Annotated in this window: 17 protein-coding genes; 11 read left to right on the top strand and 6 right to left on the bottom strand. The window is 50.0% G+C overall.

Features of this window, described 5'->3' with window-relative positions; genetic code table 11:
• The first annotated feature begins 7 nt into the window (after window positions 1-7).
• The 3 genes from ACR9Y8_RS24780 (at window position 8) to ACR9Y8_RS24770 (ending at window position 2,244) form a co-directional block, all read left to right on the top strand.
• A complete protein-coding gene (locus ACR9Y8_RS24780; RefSeq protein WP_481215939.1) occupies window positions 8-622 on the top strand; it encodes an HAD family hydrolase in 615 nt (204 codons plus the stop codon).
• Between the two features lie 282 nt (window positions 623-904).
• Complete coding sequence (locus tag ACR9Y8_RS24775) at window positions 905-1,573, top strand: DUF4136 domain-containing protein (protein ID WP_481215938.1); 669 nt, start codon at window positions 905-907, stop codon at window positions 1,571-1,573.
• 29 nt (window positions 1,574-1,602) lie between these two features.
• Window positions 1,603-2,244: an outer membrane beta-barrel protein gene (locus tag ACR9Y8_RS24770; RefSeq protein ID WP_481215937.1), complete on the top strand. Its 642-nt coding sequence runs from the start codon at window positions 1,603-1,605 to the stop codon at window positions 2,242-2,244.
• 67 nt (window positions 2,245-2,311) lie between these two features.
• On the opposite strand, the gene ACR9Y8_RS24765 is transcribed toward ACR9Y8_RS24770, so the two are convergent.
• Window positions 2,312-3,304 carry an FAD:protein FMN transferase gene (locus ACR9Y8_RS24765; RefSeq protein ID WP_481215936.1) on the bottom strand — a complete coding sequence of 331 codons (993 nt, stop codon included), beginning with the start codon at window positions 3,302-3,304 and terminating at the stop codon, window positions 2,312-2,314.
• A 59-nt stretch (window positions 3,305-3,363) separates the two neighbouring features.
• Window positions 3,364-4,542, bottom strand: a complete 1,179-nt coding sequence (locus ACR9Y8_RS24760; protein WP_481215935.1) for an acyl-CoA dehydrogenase family protein — start codon at window positions 4,540-4,542, stop codon at window positions 3,364-3,366.
• Window positions 4,543-4,616: 74 nt separating this feature from the next.
• Between ACR9Y8_RS24760 and ACR9Y8_RS24755 the strand changes: the two genes are divergently transcribed.
• The 4 genes from ACR9Y8_RS24755 to ACR9Y8_RS24740 all read left to right on the top strand — a co-directional run bounded on the left by ACR9Y8_RS24755 (window position 4,617) and on the right by ACR9Y8_RS24740 (window position 10,450).
• Entirely contained in the window at window positions 4,617-5,045 is a 429-nt protein-coding gene (locus ACR9Y8_RS24755) for a YciI family protein (RefSeq protein WP_481215934.1), read from the top strand.
• Between the two features lie 202 nt (window positions 5,046-5,247).
• On the top strand, window positions 5,248-5,994 hold the full coding sequence (locus tag ACR9Y8_RS24750) for a DeoR/GlpR family DNA-binding transcription regulator (RefSeq protein WP_481215933.1): 747 nt from the start codon (window positions 5,248-5,250) through the stop codon (window positions 5,992-5,994).
• 41 nt (window positions 5,995-6,035) lie between these two features.
• Window positions 6,036-9,137 (top strand): SusC/RagA family TonB-linked outer membrane protein, encoded by a 3,102-nt coding sequence (locus ACR9Y8_RS24745; RefSeq protein WP_481215932.1) that lies wholly within the window; start codon window positions 6,036-6,038, stop codon window positions 9,135-9,137.
• Between the two features lie 17 nt (window positions 9,138-9,154).
• Window positions 9,155-10,450: a RagB/SusD family nutrient uptake outer membrane protein gene (locus ACR9Y8_RS24740; protein ID WP_481215931.1), complete on the top strand. Its 1,296-nt coding sequence runs from the start codon at window positions 9,155-9,157 to the stop codon at window positions 10,448-10,450.
• A gap of 361 nt (window positions 10,451-10,811) precedes the next feature.
• Here the strand turns inward: ACR9Y8_RS24740 and pyrF are convergent, their stop codons facing one another.
• Window positions 10,812-11,630: an orotidine-5'-phosphate decarboxylase gene (gene pyrF / locus ACR9Y8_RS24735; protein ID WP_481215930.1), complete on the bottom strand. Its 819-nt coding sequence runs from the start codon at window positions 11,628-11,630 to the stop codon at window positions 10,812-10,814.
• A 405-nt stretch (window positions 11,631-12,035) separates the two neighbouring features.
• Here pyrF and ACR9Y8_RS24730 point away from each other — a divergent pair, with 405 nt between their 5' ends.
• Window positions 12,036-12,737, top strand: a complete 702-nt coding sequence (locus tag ACR9Y8_RS24730; protein ID WP_481215929.1) for a sugar phosphate isomerase/epimerase family protein — start codon at window positions 12,036-12,038, stop codon at window positions 12,735-12,737.
• A 240-nt stretch (window positions 12,738-12,977) separates the two neighbouring features.
• On the top strand, window positions 12,978-14,330 hold the full coding sequence (locus ACR9Y8_RS24725; protein WP_481215928.1) for a Gfo/Idh/MocA family protein: 1,353 nt from the start codon (window positions 12,978-12,980) through the stop codon (window positions 14,328-14,330).
• Between the two features lie 168 nt (window positions 14,331-14,498).
• Here the strand turns inward: ACR9Y8_RS24725 and ACR9Y8_RS24720 are convergent, their stop codons facing one another.
• The gene (locus tag ACR9Y8_RS24720) at window positions 14,499-15,116 is read right to left on the bottom strand and encodes an FMN-binding negative transcriptional regulator (RefSeq protein WP_481215927.1); all 618 of its coding nucleotides are present in this window, start codon (window positions 15,114-15,116) and stop codon (window positions 14,499-14,501) included.
• A gap of 1 nt (window position 15,117) precedes the next feature.
• On the bottom strand, window positions 15,118-16,215 hold the full coding sequence (locus ACR9Y8_RS24715) for an Mrp/NBP35 family ATP-binding protein (protein ID WP_481215926.1): 1,098 nt from the start codon (window positions 16,213-16,215) through the stop codon (window positions 15,118-15,120).
• Between the two features lie 133 nt (window positions 16,216-16,348).
• On the opposite strand from ACR9Y8_RS24715, the gene ACR9Y8_RS24710 reads away from it, so the two are divergent.
• Both ACR9Y8_RS24710 and ACR9Y8_RS24705 read left to right on the top strand, forming a co-directional pair.
• Complete coding sequence (locus ACR9Y8_RS24710) at window positions 16,349-16,996, top strand: carboxypeptidase-like regulatory domain-containing protein (RefSeq protein ID WP_481215925.1); 648 nt, start codon at window positions 16,349-16,351, stop codon at window positions 16,994-16,996.
• Between the two features lie 99 nt (window positions 16,997-17,095).
• Complete coding sequence (locus tag ACR9Y8_RS24705; protein WP_481215924.1) at window positions 17,096-17,986, top strand: 3-hydroxyacyl-CoA dehydrogenase family protein; 891 nt, start codon at window positions 17,096-17,098, stop codon at window positions 17,984-17,986.
• Between the two features lie 208 nt (window positions 17,987-18,194).
• Here ACR9Y8_RS24705 and ACR9Y8_RS24700 read toward each other — a convergent pair whose 3' ends face one another.
• Window positions 18,195-20,960, bottom strand: a complete 2,766-nt coding sequence (locus ACR9Y8_RS24700) for a glycoside hydrolase family 78 protein (RefSeq protein ID WP_481215923.1) — start codon at window positions 20,958-20,960, stop codon at window positions 18,195-18,197.
• Window positions 20,961-20,994 lie beyond the last annotated feature (34 nt).

Below are 20,994 nucleotides of genomic sequence, written 5' to 3'. Positions count from 1 at the left end.
TGCAACAATGAAGCAATATACAACCATCATCTTTGACCTTGGCGCAGTGCTCATAGACTGGAACCCGCGCTACCTGTATAACAAGATCTTCTCCACGGAAAGTGAAACCGAACATTTTTTGCAGCATATCTGTACTTCCGACTGGAATGAAGAACAGGACGCAGGCAGAGCGCTGGCCGAAGCAACGGAACTGCTTGTAACAGCACACCCGCAATATGAAGCGCAGATCCGCGCCTATTACGGCCGCTGGAAAGAAATGCTGGGCGGCGTCATAGCCGGAACGGTTGAGATCCTTCAAAAACTGAAAGACAGCCGGCGTTATAAACTCTATGCACTCACGAACTGGTCCAACGAAACATTCCCTATCGCACTCGTCACCTATCCTTTCCTCCAATGGTTTGATGGCATCGTAGTATCCGGCCGCGAAAAAATGCGCAAACCCTACGCCTCCATTTATCAGCTGCTGCTGGATCGCTATGCCATAAATGCCGCAGAAGCATTGTTCATAGATGATAACCTGCGCAATGTTAGCGGCGCCGAAGCCTGCGGCATTGAAAGCATCCATTTCACCTCTCCTGACCAGCTAAAACAGATCCTTACTGAGAAAGCTGTGTTGCGCTAATCCGTTTTCACATCCATATATAAGCTACTGAGCTACTGTTCCTTTAACAAAACTTTAGGAATACATTAACATTTTGCCTGTAAACTTCTGTAACAACTCACCCTCTAATTCGTTGAACGTTAAATGCTTAACCCGCATGATTAACGTAACATGATGCAGGCACTTCAATAAACTTTCTGTCGATCTGTACGCGATCTACTATTGGCATACTTAGTGTACGACGAATCTAAGTGAGCACTCACTAAATGGCATTAGCATTTATGAATTAAATACGTGTGTAATATGAAAACGGGCAAGACAAACTTTACAATTGTTAGCGCGAGAACAATGTTCTTTATGGGCGCGATAGTAGCCGCTGCAGCCATACTCTCCCTCGGTAGCTGCCATAAAGATCCGCTGAACGACATGACAGACGAAGAATCGCAGATCTACATCACCAACCGGGATACGACTGCGAATTTCTCCTCCTACACCACCTTCAGCATAGTGGATTCTGTTGCCGTAGCAAGCAATGGCGATACGGCAAGAAGAGCGCTGACAGATTACGACAAACAACTGATCGCCGCTGTAAAATCGGCCATGCAATCACGAGGGTATACATTGGTGGATAAGAATGCAAAACCTAACCTGGCCATTAACCTCACCCGCATCGACGAGACCTTCGCCAGCACCTATTATGATCCCGGCTACTGGTCCGGATGGGGCGGTTACTGGGATCCTTTCTACTGGGGATATCCCGGCCTGGGTTACTACTGGCCAAGCTACTATACCGTTTACTCAAGAGAAAGAGCGGTATCCATTGACCTGCTTGACCTGCAGCACGCAGCGGCCGACAAGGAAGTGAAGGTAGTATGGAACGCCATGTTCAGGGGCTCCGGCGTATGGAACGGCTCCTACATCAGCAATATGGTCAACGGCGCATTCAGCCAGTCACCTTACCTGAAGAAATAAATCTGTGGTTCACCAAAAAAAAGAAGACGATGAAACGGAACATAATCAAACTGATAAACGTGAAGACCTGGATCCTGGCCATTGCCGCATGCCTGGCCGTACAGGCAGCATCCGCCCAGGTGCGCCCCCCGCTGTCCTTTAATTTTAACTATTCTATAGCACAGCCGCTGGGATCCGTAAAAGATTATAGCGACAAGACAAGTTTCAGGGGCTGGCAGGCTGGTTTACAATACATGCTGAACGACCAGCTGGGAGTAGGCCTCAAATCAGGCTTCCAGGATTTTTATTACAGAGCGCCGCGCGCTGTCTATCCTTCGAAGACCGGCGATATTTCTGCAGTGCAAACACGTACCTTGCAGGTAATTCCTGTACTGGCCACCGTACAATACCAGTTCAGTAAACCTGATGCAATTGTAATTCCCTATGCATCACTGGGTGTAGGTGTTGCCAATATGAATTACGAAAAATACTGGGGCATGTTTGTCGATAAGGACAATAGCTGGCAATTCATGGCAAGCCCGGAAATCGGTATCAATATACCATTTGGCAAGGCTTCTCCGTTATTATTTAACGCGAGTGTACAATATAACTACTCTCCTTACAAATTAGCCGAGATCACCAACTTTAGTACTGTACAAGGAAATATTGGGTTGAGATGGCATATCAACTAAAGTTAGTCCATATTCTAGGGAAGCTGTGAGAGTGACGCCCCGGGGCATAAACCTGTTCCGGGGCTTTTTAATGAGGAAAACCTTTGCTGAACGAGGTGCTGGTCTTCCCTGCTGTATCCTTGTAAATAAAATACGCTTCCAGTCCGTATTCGGGGTGTTTCCTGATAAAAGCCAGGGCTTTATCCACTCCCATTAATATCAGCGCATTATCAAAACCATCTGCCGTTATACAATCTTTCGCCAATACGGTTACACTGATGATGTTATTGTGCAGCGCTACTCCGCAATGGGGATCAATGGTGTGCGCAAAGCGGGTGCCGCCCTGGTCAAAGAAACGGCGGTAATTACCGCTGGTGGCAATGGCTTTATCCTGCAAAGCCAATAAGGTTTGTACCGGGTGCTCTTCTCCCTCCGCTGCAGGGCCTTCAACGCCTACCGTCCAGGTATGCCGGGTGGCATTATTCCCTTTTGCGCGCAGCTCCCCTCCTACATCTACCAGGTAATCATGAATGCCCTGCTCCTCAAGAAATCGCGCCAGCACATCTACCGTATAGCCCTGCGCGATACCGTTACAGTCTATTTCCACGCCTGGTTTTAACTTTAACAGCCATTCACCTTTTACCTGCAGATAACGGTACCCTGTGCGTTTTAACAGCTGCCGCAGCGTATCTTCCGGAGGAACGCCTTTCCAGGCAGGCTTCACTACACCAAAGCCCCAGGCAGCCGCCAGCGGTTTGATCGTGATATCAAAAGCGCCGTTCGTAGCCTTACTGACCTGCAACGCTTTTTTAATTACCGCCTGCATATGGCTGTCCATATGGATGCTATCACCGGCATTGAACCGGTTGATCAATGATCCCTGCCTGTATAAAGACAGAGACTGATCGATCACCCCGAAAATGGAATCTATTTGCCGCTGAAGAGAAGCAGTATCATTGCACAGGTACTTGACGATATAATAAGTGCCCTGCGCTTTCCCTTCACACACCTGTAAGCGCTGGGCATGCGCACAGGTAATAAAGAATATAGCAACTAAAATAAGTCCTGAATGTTTCTTCATCCACCAATCTAATAAAAAACACAATCAGCTAAAAGCTAAAAGCCAACAGCCAGCAGCTTTCAATGAAATGCATCTATCCCGGTAATATCCATGCCGGTGATCAGCAGGTGGATCTCATGTGTGCCCTCATAGGTGATCACGCTTTCCAGGTTCATCATATGTCGCATAATGGGATATTCTCCCGTAATGCCCATACCACCCAGGATCTGGCGCGCGTCTCTGGCAATCTGGGTAGCGATCTCGCAGGCATTGCGTTTGGCCATGGAGATCTGCGCCGGGCTGGCTTTGCCTTCGTTCTTTAACACGCCCAACCGCCAATTAAGCAGCTGCGCCTTGGTGATCTCTGTGATCATTTCTGCCAGCTTCTTCTGCGTGAGCTGAAAGCCGGCTATCGGGCGGTCAAACTGGATTCTTTCCTTGGCATAACGGAGGGCTGTATCGTAACAATCCATCGCGGCGCCTATCACGCCCCAGGCAATCCCATAACGGGCAGACGAGAGGCAGCTTAAGGGGCCCTTCAGCCCTTTTACGCCCGGCAATATATTGGCTTTAGGCACCCGTACATTATCAAATACCAGCTCGCCGGTGGCGCTGGCCCTCAGGCTCCATTTGCCTTTCGTTTCGGGGGTACTGAAGCCTTCCATGCCGCGTTCCACGATCAGGCCCCTGATCTCCCCCTCCTCGTTCTTGGCCCATACCACGGCAATATCCGCGAAAGGCGCATTGGAGATCCACATTTTGGAGCCGTTCAGGATCACGTCATCGCCGGATGCTTTGAAATGGGTCAACATTCCCGCAGGGTTAGAACCATGGTCGGGCTCCGTCAGCCCGAAGCATCCCATGAACTCGCCGGTGGCAAGTTTGGGCAGATATTTACGTTTCTGCTCTTCACTACCGAAAATGAAGATCGGGTACATTACCAGGGAGCCCTGTACGGAAGCGGTAGACCGTACTCCGCTGTCTCCCCTTTCCAGCTCCTGCATCATGAGCCCGTAAGCAATGTGGTCCATACCACCGCCGCCATATTCAGTGGGGATGGTAGGCCCGAAACAGCCCAGTTCTCCCAGTCCGCGGATAATGTGGGAGGGAAAGGTGGCCCGCTGGCAGTGGTCTTCTATGACCGGTGAGATCTCTTTTTTTACCCACTGACGTACGGCATCCCGTATCAGCCGGTGCTCTTCGGTTAACAGTTCATCCAATGAAAAATAATCTGGTGACTGGAAAAGGTCTTTCCCCATGTTGGTCACGTTTTATCAGCAATATAATGATTTACAATTTTATTAGATGTACCTTGGGCGGAAAATAAGGGAGCATGTCAAGTAAAGTATTCCCGGCACTGTTGTTAGTGGGATTCCTTATTCTTCTGATCGTGTCGTTCAAACCTACACGTACCCGTTCTGCCACCGCCACTGCAGCCACTGCAGATACCGCAAAGGTGATGATGAAAAAATACTGGATGGTATTGCTGAAGAAAGGTCCCAACCGCGACCAGAACGAAGCCCTTGCAGCGCTGATACAGAAAAAACACATCGCCAATATAGAACGCCTGGCAAAATCAGGCAAAATGCTGGTAGCCGGCCCCTTTGAAGATGATGGCGAGCTGCGGGGCATCTTTATACTGGATTGTGCTGACAGCGCCGAGGCAGATGACCTTGTGAGAACCGATACCGCTGTTATTACCGGCCGCCTGAATTATGAGATCAAAGCCTGGTGGACCGCCAAGAATTGCGTGTTTAAGTAGGTGCTCTATACCCTCCATATACCTTCCACATACCCTCCACATACCCTCCACATACCCCCCCACCCTATACTTTCTTGCCTTCACAAGATCAATTTGCAGGTCTTTGCAGGCTTTTTTCTATAAGATGCATTTTTTTGCTTGTTTATTTGCGGGTTTCTGCCGACATTAACAGTAGCAACCAATTTCTATATCGTTTTTTGTCATGCTAAAAAAAGAACGGCAAGCCTATATCTTACGCCAGGTGAACTTGCATAACCGGGTATTATCGGCCGACCTGAGCCAGGAGATAAAAGTGTCGGAAGACACCATCCGGCGCGATCTGGCAGAGCTGGCAGATATGGGGAAGATTATTAAAGTGCATGGGGGCGCTTTATCACAGGGCTATCATTATTCCCTGAATGCACAACAAATATATTCACAGGATGAAAAACGCACGATCGCGCAAAAAGCCGCATCCCTGATCGAGGACGGCATGTTTGTGCTTACTACCGGGGGGACTACTATCATCGAGCTGGCAAAAGCACTGCCGCCCGATCTCAAAGCCACCTTCTTTACCGTCAGCCTTACTGCTGCCATGGAATACATGCGGCATCCCAACATTGAGATCATCCTCATCGGCGATAAGCTGTCAAAAAATGCACAGATCACCGTAGGCGGGGAAGCCCAGGCAAAGATCCGGCAGATCAAGGCAGACATCTGCTTTTTAGGCACTAACGCTATTGATACTACGCATGGCCTTACCGAAAATGACTGGGAAGTAATGCAGATCAAAAAGGCGATGGTCAGCACTGCGCAAAAAGTGGTATCGCTCACCATTGCAGAAAAAGTAAACACCGCTCAGCGTATACAGGTATGCGATATCCATCAGATCCATACGCTGATCACTGAATTGTCTCCTAACGACCAGCTGTTAAAAAACTATATAAAGGAAGGGCTGGAGGTTTTATAAGGGTTTTCACTGTACTGTTCTTTCACATTAAAAACTTGTTTATGATCAACACGTTATTATTAACTTGCAGGAAATGGCCTTTGCTTTTCCTGTTCCTGCTTACGGGACTTGGCGTTTCCAGCGCGATGGGGCAAGTACGTATAGCCGGTAAAGTTACCAGCCCGGAGGGTAACGGTATACCCGGTATCACCGTCCAGGTAAAAAATACTACCTATGGCGCCGTCACCGATGCAGACGGCAACTATAGCTTTAACGCCACACTGAAGCCAGGCCCTTATACCATCAAGTTTTCCGGTGTAGGCTTTGCCGCCCGCGAACAGTCGCTGCAAATAGGCGACGCGGGTACGTACTCCGTTATTACACAACTCACAGAAGACGCCCTGGGCCTGGACGAAGTAGTGGTGACCGGCACCACGGAAGGCACTACACGTAAACAGCTGGGTAACTATATCAGCACGGTAAAAGCCGACCAGCTGACCAAAGGCGCTACCGGCAATGCGCTGGCCGCCCTGCAGGGTAAAACTGCAGGCGCCCAGATCTCGCAGAACTCCGGCGATCCGGCCGGCGGTATCTCCGTAAGACTGAGAGGTATCAGCACCATCTCCGGTTCTTCAGACCCGCTGTATATCGTGGATGGCATTATCGTGAACAACGCCACCAACCGCGTTACCAATACCGCCGGTACTTATGATGGCACAAACTTCATCGGCACCATCGGACAGAACAGGATGGTGGATATCAACCCCGCAGATATCGAACGTATCGAAGTGCTGAACGGCGCAGCCGCTGCTGCTATCTACGGTTCCCGTGCTAATGCGGGCGTTGTGCAGATCTTTACCAAAAGAGGCAGCGCAGGCACACCGGTGGTGAACTTCTCCACTAATTTCATGGTAAGCCAGGTAAGGAAAAAAGTAGAAGTGAACGAAGCGCCGGTTAAATTCGGACCGCTCAACGTAACGCAGGATATATTGGACCCTACGCTGACCGCCACTACTCCCGTGCAACGCTACAATTACCAGGATTACATCTTCCATACCGGTATCGGTACGGATAATAATGTGTCTGTCAGCGGTGGTAAAGACAAGACCAAATACTATGCATCCGCCTCCTATTTCTATAACCAGGGGATCATAAAAAATACCGATTTTCAGCGCTACAGCTTTCGCATGAACCTTGACCAGCAAATGACAGACTGGCTTAGCTTCAGTGCCGGGATCAATTATGTGAACAGTTCTGCAGACGAAAAACCGGATGGCAACTCCTTCTTCTCCCCGATGAACTCTGTTACCATCATTGGTAATATACACGACATCTTTACCCGCGACGCTGCAGGCAATCTGCAGGCAGTAGGAGAAAGAGGAAGGGTGAACCCGGTATCTGTTATCGAAGACTTCAAACAACAGCAGCAAACCAGCCGTATACTGGCGAATGCAGGACTGAAGCTTTACCCGGTAAAGAATCTTACCATCAGCTATAACCTGGGTATTGATAACTACAGCCAGCGCGGTAACACCTTTATGCCGCCTTATGCATATATGGTGAGCACGGGCTTCTATGGCGGCGGAACCGATAACAATGCCACCCAGAATGGGTATGCCAGCGCGGCCACCAATAATTTTTTCCAGATCAATCACGATCTGAACGCCAACTACAAATGGGACCTGGGCGGTAACTTTGGCGCTACCACGCAGCTGGGTTATTCCGTACAATATGAAAGGAATAACTACCTCCTTACACAAGGCAGAGGCCTGGCGCCCTTTGTGGAAGCAGCCAACAGCGCCGCTACTCCCCTGCCCCCGGTTGACAGCCGCAGCGAGATCTCTATTTCAGGGGTGTACCTGCAGCAGAGCTTCAGCTATAAGAACCAGCTGTTCCTGACCGGTGCATTGCGTATGGACGGCTCTTCTGTATTCGGCGAGGACGAACGCAGCCAGCTATACGTAAAAGGCAGCGGCAGCTACGTGATCTCAGAAGCTGAGTTCTGGAAAAATGCCGCCGTAAGCAACTGGTGGAACTTATTAAAGATAAGAGCTGCCTATGGACAATCAGGCAATCTTACCGGTATCGGCGCTTACGACCGCTTCAATTCTTATACGCCGAATGCATTCAACAACAAAACGTCGCTTGCTGGCGCCAATACATTGGCCAATGAGAACATAGCGCCCGAACGCCAGCAGGAAACTGAGTTTGGCGCAGACCTTGCCTTCCTGAACAACCGTATCGGGTTACAGGCAAACTATTATATCAAGAAAGTGAACGACCTGCTGCTGGATCGCGTAATAGCGCCTACCACAGGTTATGGCGGTTATCGTAACAACGTGGGCTCACTGGAAAATAAAGGGATAGAGATCGTGCTGAACCTGGTGCCTGTACAAACAAAAGACTTCCGCTGGGACCTGACCGGTATCTTTAACCGCAACCGTAACAAAGCGGTGAAGATCGGGCAGTCGCTCATTCTCTATAACACCAATGGCGGCGCCCCTGTAGCAATACTCGAAGGACAACCCATCGGCGTATTCTATGGTACCTTCTTTGCCAAAGACGCAAGCGGTAATGACGTTAAGAATGCGACGGGCATCCCGCAACAGGAAAGAGGCACACAGAACGGCCCCCTGGCGTATACCCCTCAGCGTGATGCCAATGGCCTGCCCACCGGTACCACCCTGCGGAAAGTGATAGGCGATCCCAACCCGGATTATACTGCCTCGCTTGTGAACGAATTCTCTTATAAGAAATTCAACCTTCGTGTGCAGCTGGATGCGGTGCAAGGTAATGACGTATGGAATGCGGACTGGCGTACCCGCCAGGGTGTTGGCAACGGCAAAGTGGCAGAACAGGAATATCTGGGAAAACTGCCCCGCGGATATATTTCAGGCGTGTATGCAGTGGACCAATGGCGTATAGACGACGGCTCCTTCGTGAAGCTGCGCGAAGTGTACCTGGGTTATAACGTAGGCCGCATCAAAGGTTTCAGGGACCTGACGGTTAGCCTGAGCGGCCGTAACCTGATCTCATGGGACAAATACAAAGGCTATGACCCGGAAGTGAATGCAGCCGGACAAAGCACCATCCTGCGCGGGATTGACTTTGGCGCAGTACCGGTGCCACGAACATTCAGTGTAGGCCTGTCCGCAAAATTCTAACCTTTAAAAAGTAGCGCATGAAAAAAATAATAGCAGGCATTTGTATTTTCAGCACTTTATTAAGTGCATCCTGCAAAAAAGATTATATCAATCCTTCTGCAGCCAATGAAGATGATGTATTTACTTCTACACAGGCCGTAACAGCAGTAGCCGTTGGTCTGCAGCGTATCTACTCTTCCGGTCGCTCCGGCTCGACTTATAACCTGGTAACCGCCAATGGTTTTTCAACAAAGGAACTGCTGCTTCGTAACCAGGGTAATATACCTGAGCTGCAGCTCAGCACCGGCGGCGGCTCTGTAGATGGAACCAATACCATCCTCGGCAACCTCTGGACGAACAGTAACAAGATCATCTTTGACGCCAACCGGGTGATCACCTACGCAAAAACAATGGACGACAAGGCATATGCCAGCGGCCTGATAGCATACGCCACCATCTTTAAGGCGCTGGCTATGGGCAATATGTCTATGTGCTGGACTGGCGTACCCGATACTACCGGCAACCTGAGCACCAGCGTTCCCTTTGTAGACCGCATGATGGGTTTTAATAAAGCCATCGGCTGGATAGATCAGGCGCTGGCGGCCGTTAACGCCAATCCTCCCAGCGGAGCGTTCAAATCCAACATCCCGGACGGAATGGATATTTCTGCCGTGTTGCTGGCGCTGAAAGCACGTTATGCGCTTTTCACCGGAAAATATGACCTGGCCCTCAGTACAGCACAAAGCGTAACACGTAAGGCCGTACTGTTCAAATATGATCCTACATTCCCGAACCCTATCTGGGAAACGGCCACCTCCACCAATAACGTGTTCCAGGTGATCGATTCCTCCATGGGCCTTCCTGTAGGACTGCAACCGGACGATGCTGATAAACGGGTGGATTTTTACATGATAGATACCTTCCGTACCAGCACTCCCCGGTTTCGCATTAAAGGCTATTTCCTGACCAATACGTCGCCTATTCCCGTATATACAATGGGCGAGCTCACATTGATCAAGGCAGAAGCTTATGCCCGTAAAAACGATCTCGTGAACGGTTTGATAGAATTGAATAAGGTGGTTACCAAAACACCTGCCCAGGATACCCTCGGTCTGGGCGCAGACCTGCCTCCTATCATCGGCCCGCTTTCACAGGAGGCATTGCTGACCGCTATTTACAAGCATCGTTGCATTGAGCTGTATATGTCTGGCCTCAAGCTGGAAGATATGCGCCGCTTCAATCGCCCGAACACCGAGCGTAAACGAAATTTCTATCCTTATCCATTTGCTGAAAAGGACAACAATCCAAATACACCGGCAGATCCGGATTTTTAACAGCTGCTGGCTGGCAGCCTTTAACTGTTAGCAATAAAAAGCCCGTCCGCCAGCTGGCGGACGGGCTTTTTTTACGTCCCAGGACTATGGAAACTACGATGCTTCCGGTATAATCCAGGTAAGATTCGTGTAGATAAGGGGTAGATGTCCTGTATCTTTAAAAGATACCCAACATATACCCGACAACTACCGGGGAACTACCGGACAAATACCGGACATCCTGGGCCTTGGCCGCAATGGTAGCGGGTTTCCTCAGGGGAAACCAGAGGAAACAGCCCATTTCACCGGGAAACGGGCCGTACCTAAATAAAAAAAGGGTGTATTGCTACACCCTTTTTTTATTATTGCTAATCGCTAAGTGCTAAAGGCTAACTGCTGCCTCCAGGTATCCCGCCATTTCCTGCTGGTATTGCATGGCCGCATGACGTGCATCTACCGCAAAATCCTCCCCGTTACCGGCGTAAATAATGGCGCGGCTGGCATTCACCAATAACCCGCAGTCCTTATTCATGGCCATAGAAGAGATCTCCTGCAGGCTGCCGCCCTGGGCGCCTACACCAGGCACCAGGAAGAAGTGATCCGGGGCCAGCTGCCGGATGGCTGCCAGCTGAGCGGTCTGCGTAGCGCCTACCACGAACATCAGGTGGTCGGGGCTGCCCCATTCCATGGTGGTCCTGATCACCTTTTCGTAAAGGTACTCATCCCCTATGCGCTGCAGCTGGAAATCCTGGCTGCCTTCGTTGGAAGTAAGCCCCAGCACGATGGCCCATTTCTCTGAGAACGAGAGGAAGGGGGTGATGCTGTCTTTGCCCATATACGGCGCCACGGTCACCGCATCGAAATTATACGTGTCGAAGAATGTTTTGGCGTACTGAGTAGCGGTATTGCCGATATCGCCCCGTTTGGCGTCGGCAATGGTAAAAATACCGGAAGGAATGTATTCTACCGTGCGTTGTAATGTTTCCCAGCCACGGATGCCCATGCATTCATAAAAGGCGGTATTGATCTTATAAGCCACGCAGAGGTCCTTTGTAGCGTCGATAATAGCCTTGTTGAATGCAAATACCGGGTCGGCATGAGAAAGCAGGTGTTTGGGTATCTTGTGTATGTCCGTATCCAGCCCTACACACAGATAAGATTGCCTTTCCTTGATCAGGCCCACTAATTCCTGTCGGTTCATAGTCAGTTTAATTTGGGGCGCAAAGTTAAGTAAAACTTAATCAATGCAAGTGATTGAATTATATTAACATAGAGAATTGGTCGTTTTATCTTGGGTCACAGCGTGCACCGGGTTGGTGATGATACAACAAATGGTTACTGTCTGTTGGCAATCCTAAAAGACCACTCTCTAAAGTTCCGCTATTTTTAGCAAATTCCTGCATTCTTTTAGTTAACGCTTTGCAAAGCCGGGCGACCGACCGCTCAAATATTTATATTTTGATCTTAGCGATTAACTTATTAACTTTTCCACAGAAACTTTATTTTACATTCCCGGAGTCAATGAAGCTTTGCGTGATCTGATTTACAACTATTTATGAACTGATCCATGCCCTGTTTCATGCCACGTTAACTGAAAAAACAACCCATGCAAAAACACTGTTTCTTTCTTTTTTCCCTCCTTTTATGCCTCTTTTTGCAATCGAATGCACAAAAGTTACCGTCCATAGGAGTTTGTAGTACCTATAAGAACGACAGCCTGTTCTCCAAAGCAGGATATGAATATATAGAAGAAGGCGTTTCCAGGATCCTGGCGCCTACGGTAAACGACCAGCAATTCGCCTCCCAGGTGAGTGAGCTGCAGCGAACCCATTGTCACGTACAGAGCTGCAACGGCTTTATTCCCGGCACTATCAAGATAGTAGGCCCCCAGGTAGATGAAGCCCGCGTATTAGGCTATGTAGACACGGTAATGCGGCGCGCCAAACAGGCAGGCATCGAGCTGATTGTACTGGGCAGCGGCGAAGCCCGCAAGATCCCCGAGGGCGTAGACCACGCCCAGGTGAAACCACAGTTCATCGCTTTATGCCGCAAGATGGCAGAAGTAGCCGCCCGCTACGGCCGTATCATTGCCATGGAAAACCTGAACAGCACCGAAACCAATTTTATCAATACCCTTGAAGAAGCGAACGAAGTAGTGAATGCTATCAACCATCCCAATTTTAAGCTGACTGCAGACATCTATCACATGCTCAAGGAAAATGAATCTGCCGCCGCTATTGAAAAGGCAGGCAGCAACCTGGTACACTGCCACATTGCTGAAAGAGAGAAAAGAGCCGCCCCGGCGTAGCGAAACAGGATTTCCGCCCTTATTTTACCGCCCTCCACAAGATCGGTTTTCACGGCCGTATCATGGTAGAATGCCGCTGGGATGATATGGCGGCACAAAGCAAGCCTACCTATAATTATCTGAAAGGTCAGCTGGAGGAAGCCTATAAAAATTAGCTGTTAGCTGTTGGCTGTTAGCATATAGCAACAGCCGTAACGGCTAGACACTAAAAGCTAAACGCTAATCGCTAAAAAAAGATATATGAAAAAATCACGTCGTGAATTCCTGAAACAATCATTAATGGGTGGCGCCGGTATTACACTTACTGCCATGGGCATGCCCGCCAGCAGCTATGCCCGTATCCTCGGCGCCAATGACCGGGTAAATGTTGGATTGGTGGGCTTTTCCGACAGGGCCCGCCAGGCGCTGCTGCCCTGCTTTTTTGCCAATAACAAGGAACTGAACTTCGACCTTATTGCCGTATCCGATATCTGGAACCGCCGCCGTGAAGAAGGTAAGGCTTTCCTGGAGCAAAAGACCGGGCATAACGTACAAGCCTGTCTGAATAATGATGAGCTGTACAAGAACAAAGACCTGGACGCGGTGATCATCGCTACTGCCGATTTCCAGCATGCTTTTCATACCATAGAAGCCGTAGGCCATAAAATGGATGTGTACTGTGAAAAACCTTTCGCAGAAACGATGGAAGAAGCCCGCAACGCGCTGAAAGCCGTGAAGGGATCCGGTAAGATCTTCCAGGTAGGCACCCAGCGCCGCAGCGGCGACAGCTATCATGCAGCCGCTAAATTTATACAGGAAGGAAAATTCGGACCTATCACCATGGTGGAAATGACCTGGAACGTGAACCAGCCCGGACGCTGGCGCCGCCCAGACCTGGTGAAGAGCATCCGCGAATCTGATACCGACTGGAAACGCTTCCTGGCCGGTCGTCCGCATGATAACTGGGATCCCCGCAAATACCTGGAATACCGCCTTTTCTGGCCTTATTCCAGCGGCATCTTCGGCCAGTGGATGACCCACCAGATAGATACCGTTCACTGGTTCAGCGGCCTGAAACATCCGCGTACGGCAGTGGCCAACGGCGGCATCTATGTTTGGAAAGACGGACGCGCCAATCCTGATACACTGACCGCCGTATTTGAATACGGACCGGAAGATGATCCCAAGAGCGGGTTCCAGGTGATGTACAGCTCCCGCTTCCATAACTCTGCCGGCGGTACCAAAGAAGTGTATTTCTCCAACGGCGGCACCATCGATATGGCGGATAACAAGATCAGTCCTACCGGCGGCCTGAGAGAAAGAGAAGCACAGGAAATGGGCATGCATGCCAACCTCTTGCCTGCCATGAGCCTGGAAGGAAACAAAGCGGAAACCAGCGCCAATACCGGTGGTGATCCTTTAACAAATTCACACGTGCGTAACTGGATGGAATGTGTGCGATCACGTAAGACAACTAATGCGCCGATCGAAGCAGCGTATTCTCACTCTATAGCATTGATCATGGGAACGGCAGCGTATAGAACAGGAATGAAAGCGACGTTTGATGAGGCCACGCAGAATGTGATGGTAGGGGGGAAAGTGTTTACGCTATAAAACAGTTTGAGGTTTGAGGTTTGAGGTTTGAAGTTTGAAGTTCGTTGCAAGTTGCAGGTTCAATGCAATCGTCTGCCTAATAAGCAAGTTGCCTGGTAAGGCCAGACGCCATGTATTGAACTTCTAACCTTTAACGAACTTCAAACTTCAAACCTCAAACTTCAAACCTCAAACCTTTCTTCTTTTTTCCATTTCCTCCGCAATCTTCCTCGACCCTTCATCTCCCCGCTCCTTCAGATGCGTGATCACGCTTTCGTAATCATGCGCATTCCTGTTCTGGCTCAGTTTGAAACGGGCCTGTACATCGGAGATATTCATCTCAAAGCCAACGATCGCTTTTAAATTATTGTGCAGTTCTTTTTCCGGGATATCATTTATGCTGACAGGCCTTGCCGATGCTGATTCGTAATGATCCATCAGCTTTGACAGCGAATCCAGCAGCTCTGCTTCAGAGAGCAGGCGTAGCTGTCCGTATACGTGTACTGCGATGTAATTCCAGGTGGGTATCTTTTCCTTTTCATACCAGGAAGAAGAGATATAGGCATGCGGAGCCGTAAAGATGGCCAGTGCGGTACCGCTGGTAAAAGCTTCCCACTGCGGGTTCTGTTTGGCTATATGGCCGCGCAGCACCGCAGTGCCATCAGGCTTTTCATCCAGCGCAATCGGGATGTGCGTAGCCAGCGGAACACCGGAAGATACGTTTACCAGTATACCGAAGCTGTTTTCCCTAATGAACGCGGAGATCTGCTGCCAATCCTTTTCCTGGTTGTATTTAGGGATGTGCATATTACAGCGCTATTTCCACGATCTTGGTAGGCGCCATATTAGCGTTCCGCATAGCAATGCTGCGCGCAGCGTTACCGGCAAACTCGATGAAGGCATTCTTTGTTATGTCATCACCGCTTACCATTACAGGCACGCCTTCGTCGCCACCTTCACGGATGCTCTGTACCAGGGGTATCTGGCCCAGGAAGGGTATTTCCATATCTTCTGCGAGGCGTTTACCACCGTCTTTACCAAAGATGTAATACTTGTTATCTGGCAGCTCTGCGGGCGTGAAATAAGACATGTTTTCCACCAGGCCGATAATGGGCACATTCACCTGCTGACCTGCAAACATCATGATCCCTTTCTTCGCATCGGCCAGGGCTACATCCTGCGGAGTGGTCACGATCACCGCGCCGGTAACGGGTACGGTCTGCACGAGGGTAAGATGGATATCACCAGTGCCGGGCGGCATATCTATCACGAGGTAGTCCAGCTCATCCCAATACACGTCCGTGATGAACTGGCGCAGCGCGCTGCTGGCCATGGGCCCACGCCATACTACGGCTTGCTTCTCATCTATCAGCAGCCCGATAGACATGAGCTTGATACCGTATTTTTCCATGGGCGCTATCATGCCTTTGCCGTCTATATTCACCATCATGGGCCTTTCTCCCCTTACACCGAACATGATAGGCACAGAAGGACCGTAAATATCCGCATCCATGAGACCTACACTGGCGCCGCCCTCTGCAAGGGCCAGGGCCAGGTTGGCCGCTACGGTTGACTTTCCTACCCCTCCTTTGCCAGACGCTACTACGATGATATTCTTCACTTTCGGCAGTGTAGATTTGCCGTCTTTGCGATTCGAATTTACGTTAGCGGTCATGTTCACCTGCACTTCCGCTTCCTTGCTTACCATCAGCTGGATGGCGTTTACGCAGGCATTGCGGATCATATCTTTCAGGGGGCAGGCGGGTGTGGTCAGCACCACGGTAAATTTAACTTTATTGCCGTCTATCTCTATGTCTTTCACCATGTTCAGCGTTACCAGGTCCTTTCCCAGATCCGGTTCTTCAACGTGACTCAAGGCCTGTAAAACCTGCTCTTTTGTGATCATAAAATGTTGTTAAATTTGATTCCAGAAAGCAAAGTTAACCTAATCGGTGGTTAATTTGGGCGTTTAAATATAGATTTTTGTCAATCTGTCAATGCTTTTGAACATTCTGACAAATCGTTTATCTTAGGACCGCATGCGAAAGATTCGTCCCTACATACTGTTGGCTACAATAATGGTATTGTCACCCGTCCTGCTGAAAGCTCAATTCACGCAGTTTAAGGACAGCCTTATACAGATTTCCGGTATCACCATGACGGCAGACAGCCTGCGCGCTATACCGGCCGTGAGTGTTGTGATCAAAGGCCAGGGAAGAGGTACTATCTCCAACAGCCAGGGCGTATTTTCCATCGTAGCGTTTAAAGGCGATACCCTTACTTTTACCGCAGTAGGTTTCAAAAAGAAAGTGTACCGTATTCCACCCGAGCTCAGGGGCAATAATTTCTCGATGATCCAGCTGATGGTGGAAGATACTACCTATCTGCCCGTGACCATCATTAAACCCTATCCTTCCAAAGAGGAATTCGACAAAGCATTTATCAGCGACGATATACCTGACGACGCTTACGAGGTTGCCCGCAAAAACACCGATGCTGCTAAAATGCGTGCGCTGGCCCGCTATACCCCCATCGACGGGCGTGAAGGCACGAATATGTACATGAAACGGCAGGCGCAATCCCTCTACTATGCAGGTCAGCAGGCTCCACAGAATATCTTCAATCCCCTGGCCTGGGCGAATTTCATACAGGCCTGGAAACGGGGCGACTTCAAGAATAAAGAATAAGCGTTTGACCGCTTCAGGTTATTTGGTATAATTCCCGTTTATTTGAGGAATTTTTACACCAATTCAATCTAGTATCTCAGTCGTAAACTTATTTGCATTATGCAACAAATTGCAGTTATTGGCGCCGGCACCATGGGTAACGGCATCGCGCATGTATTTGCACAGCACCAGCACCAGGTGAACCTGATAGATGTGTCGGCCCCTGCCCTGGAAAAAGCACTGGTCACCATACAACAAAACCTGGAGCGGCAGCTGGCAAAAGGCACTATCACCGAAGATGTGAAAACACAAACGCTGCAGCGCATCCGCACCTTCACTATCCTGTCTGAAGGCGTAAAAGATGCTTCATTGATAGTGGAAGCGGCTACAGAGAACATTAACCTGAAGCTGAAAATATTTGCAGAGCTGGATCAACACGCTCCTGCGGATGCTATCTTAGCCACTAATACTTCTTCTATCTCCATTACCCGCATCGCTGCCGCCACCAAACGGCCGGAGAAAGTGATCGGCATGCATTTTATGAACCCGGTGCCGGTGATGAAGCTGGTAGAGATCATCAACGGTTATGCTACTGCGAAGGAAGTGACCAGCACCATCGTAGCCCTGAGCGAAAAGCTGGAGAAAGTGCCCTGCGTGGTAAATGACTATCCCGGGTTTATTGCCAACCGCATCCTGATGCCGATGATCAATGAGGCGATCTACTCCCTGTATGAAGGCGTGGCCGGTGTGAATGAAATAGATACTGTGATGAAGCTGGGCATGGCGCATCCGATGGGCCCTTTACAATTAGCGGATTTTATTGGCCTGGATGTATGCCTGTCTATTTTGCAGGTACTGCATGATGGCTTTGGCAACCCGAAATATGCTCCCTGTCCCCTGCTGGTGAATATGGTGACTGCCGGCTACCTGGGGGCGAAAAGCGGAGAAGGGTTTTATAAGTACACGAAGGGAAGTAAGGATTTGGTAGTGAGTGAACGATTTAAGCACTAAGGTTCACTCATCCCCGTCACTGCGAGGAGCAGTAAAGCATAGTGGGTGGGGCGACGAAGCAATCTCACAAACGGCAAATGGTAATTAATACCGTTTGCCGTTTGTGCGTTTTGCCGTTTGTGAGATTGCTTCGACCTCGCTCCCCGCGAGGGCTGTGCACACGGCCTCGCAATGACGGGTGATGAAGACCCGACTACACTATTCCGTGTTACTCCCCTGCACTAAAATTATATTCACCTGAACCTACTTCATACACCGCATACTTTCCATCCATCTTAACAAACTTCACTCCATTATCACCGGAAATCGCTGCATTACCTTCTTTCACCGTTTGCTCAGAGGCAGCTGGTACATACACCGACGCACGGGTGTTGGCGGGCACCGTGATCTTCCAGTTAAAAGTATTTCCCTGCTTTTCCCAGGCGCTGCGGATCCAGCCATGTACAGAGTGATAACTGGCGGTCACTTTATTCAGGTCTTTCACCGGCAGCGGTTTCATGATGATCTTTTTGAATCCCGGCGCGGAAGGATCAGGTCTGATGCCTGCCAGGTTCTCATAATACCATACTACCAGGTCGCCCAGCAACATCACGTGGTTGCCTGAATTCATGGCCGGGTCCGCAGTATTGCCGTTCCAAAGCTCCCAAATGGTGGTAGCGCCATGTTCAGCCATATATCCCCAGCTGGGATAAGTGGTATTGGTGGCCAGCTGGTAAGCCAGATCGCCACGGCCGTAGTTGGTGAGCACACGCATCAGCCATTCTGCGCCTACCAGTCCGGTGCTGATGTGTCCTTTGTAATCCTGCAGCGTTTTATCTACTACATGGCGGAATACCGTATCCTGGCGCTCAGGAGGCGTAAGGCCGTAAGCCAGTGAGAAGATGTTGGCTGTAGGCGTATTGTTAGCGTAATAACCATCCTGCTTGTTCAGGAACTTGTCATTGAAAGCCGTCTTTACTTTTTCTCCCAGCTCTTTATAAGCCGCAACATCGGCCGTATTACCGGTGATGGTGGCAAAACGTTCCATCACCGTGAGCAGGTGATAATAGAAGGCAGTGCCCAGGTAATCGCCGGCTGTTTTACGCGCGGGGTCTTTGGAGTGAATGAGCTCCGGCGATTCAGGCGGCATGCACCAATCGCCATAAGTGTCCTTGGTGAGAATGTAATCCTTCATGTATTTATCCTTCATGTAAGTCATCCATTTTTTCATGGAAGGATAATGTTTGCGCAGCGGCTGATCATCTCCATATTGCTCATACAGCAGGTTGGCAATGATCAGGTAAGCCGCAGGCCAGGTCATATTGTCGGAATATATTTTCCAGTAGGTAGGCGCTACATCGGGCACGCTGCCTTCCGGCGATTGTGCATCCTCAATGTCTTGCAGCCACTTGGCGTAGAGCTGGTGGTTATCGAAGATGAAGCTCTCTCCCCTGGCGCCGACGGCGCGGTCGCCCAGCCAGCCCATACGTTCATCGCGCTGCGGACAATCGGTAGGCATGCCGCGATAGTTACCACGGATACCCCAGTAAGCGTTTTTATAAACCTTGTTGATCACATCATTGGAAGTTTCAAACTGCCCCGTGGTTTCCATCTCATCATACACTACCCTGCCTTCAATGGCAGACAGCCCGGGCTTTCCGGGGTAGCCGGTCACTTCTACATAACGGAAACCGTGGTAGGTGAAACGAGGCTCCCATTCTTCTGCACCATCACCTTTCAGTGTATAGATATCCGTTACTTTAGCGGAGCGCAGGTTATCCATATACAGGGTGCTGTCATCTTTCAGGCGCTCGGCAAAACGCATTTTCACTTTGGCGCCTTTATCGCCTTTCACTTTAAGATGCACCCAACCTACAAAGTTCTGTCCCATATCGTAGATGAACATGCCGGGCTTGATCTCTTTCACGCTAACGGCTTTCACGGTGTCCATTACCTTGATGTTGTTGTTGGGTTGTGCTACCAGTAATTCAGCTGGTTTCTCTACCAGTTGTGCGGGCAGCCAATTGGCGGCATTGTAGCCGGTCTGGCCCCAGCCAGTCAGCTCCTTGGTGGCGTCGTACTCTTCGCCATCGTATTCGTTATTGGCGATGATGGGCCCTGCTGCCGTTACTTTCCAGCTTCCGTCGCTGATCACGCTGGCAGTGCTGCCGTCATCGTACACGAGGTTGAGCTGCAGGATCATTTTGGGGTAACCGTAATGCGTGATACCGGGCAAGCCTTTGGGAGAATAGCGCATCTGGAAGAAGCGGCCATTGCCCAGGATCGTGCCTATTGCGTTACCGCCTTCTTTCAGGTCATTGGTTACATCGAAGGTGTTGTAGAATACACGTTTGTTATATTCTGTAGGACCGGGCGCCAGTACCTGGTCGCCTATCTTTTTACCGTTGATATACAGTTCATAGAGCCCAAGGCCGCTGATGTATACGGTAGCGCGTTTCACTTTCTTCTCCACCTGGAACTCTTTGCGGAGATAGCGTGCAGCTACGCGGGTGAAGGTATCTTTCGGCTTTTCCCAGGCAAAGGCGGAATCCAGTCCTATCCATTTAGCCTGCCAGTCGCCCGGCTGTAAAAGGCCCATGCTCCAGCGGGCGGGCTCGCTCCAGCCAGATGCTTTGCCGTCTGCTGTCCACACTTTCACTTTCCAGTAGCATTGCGTGCCGCTGGCCAGTGGCTTGCCTGCGTAGGCTACGTTAATAGACTCGCCGGCTGTCACTTTGCCGGAGTTCCAGAGATCAGCCTCGTCTTTGTTCAGCGCTTCTTCCGAAGAAGCCACCATCACCTGGTAGGCCGCCTGTTCCAGGCCCCTCGCGCTGCTTTCGATCTCCCAGCTTAGCCTGGGTGTAGTAACATCAATACCTAAAGGGTTATCGCGGAATTCGCAACGCAGATGCGCCAGCGTAAGGTCAGCGCCTGCCTGTTTACAGGACCAGACCAGTACTACCGGCAGGAGAAAAAGAAGAATCCGTTTTATCATGCTGTTGTATTTAGACTAAATAATTAATGTTGGG

It is taken from the genome of Chitinophaga sp. SVR4-12A (assembly GCF_056754765.1).
This window is presented reverse-complemented; position numbering and strand designations above follow the sequence as displayed.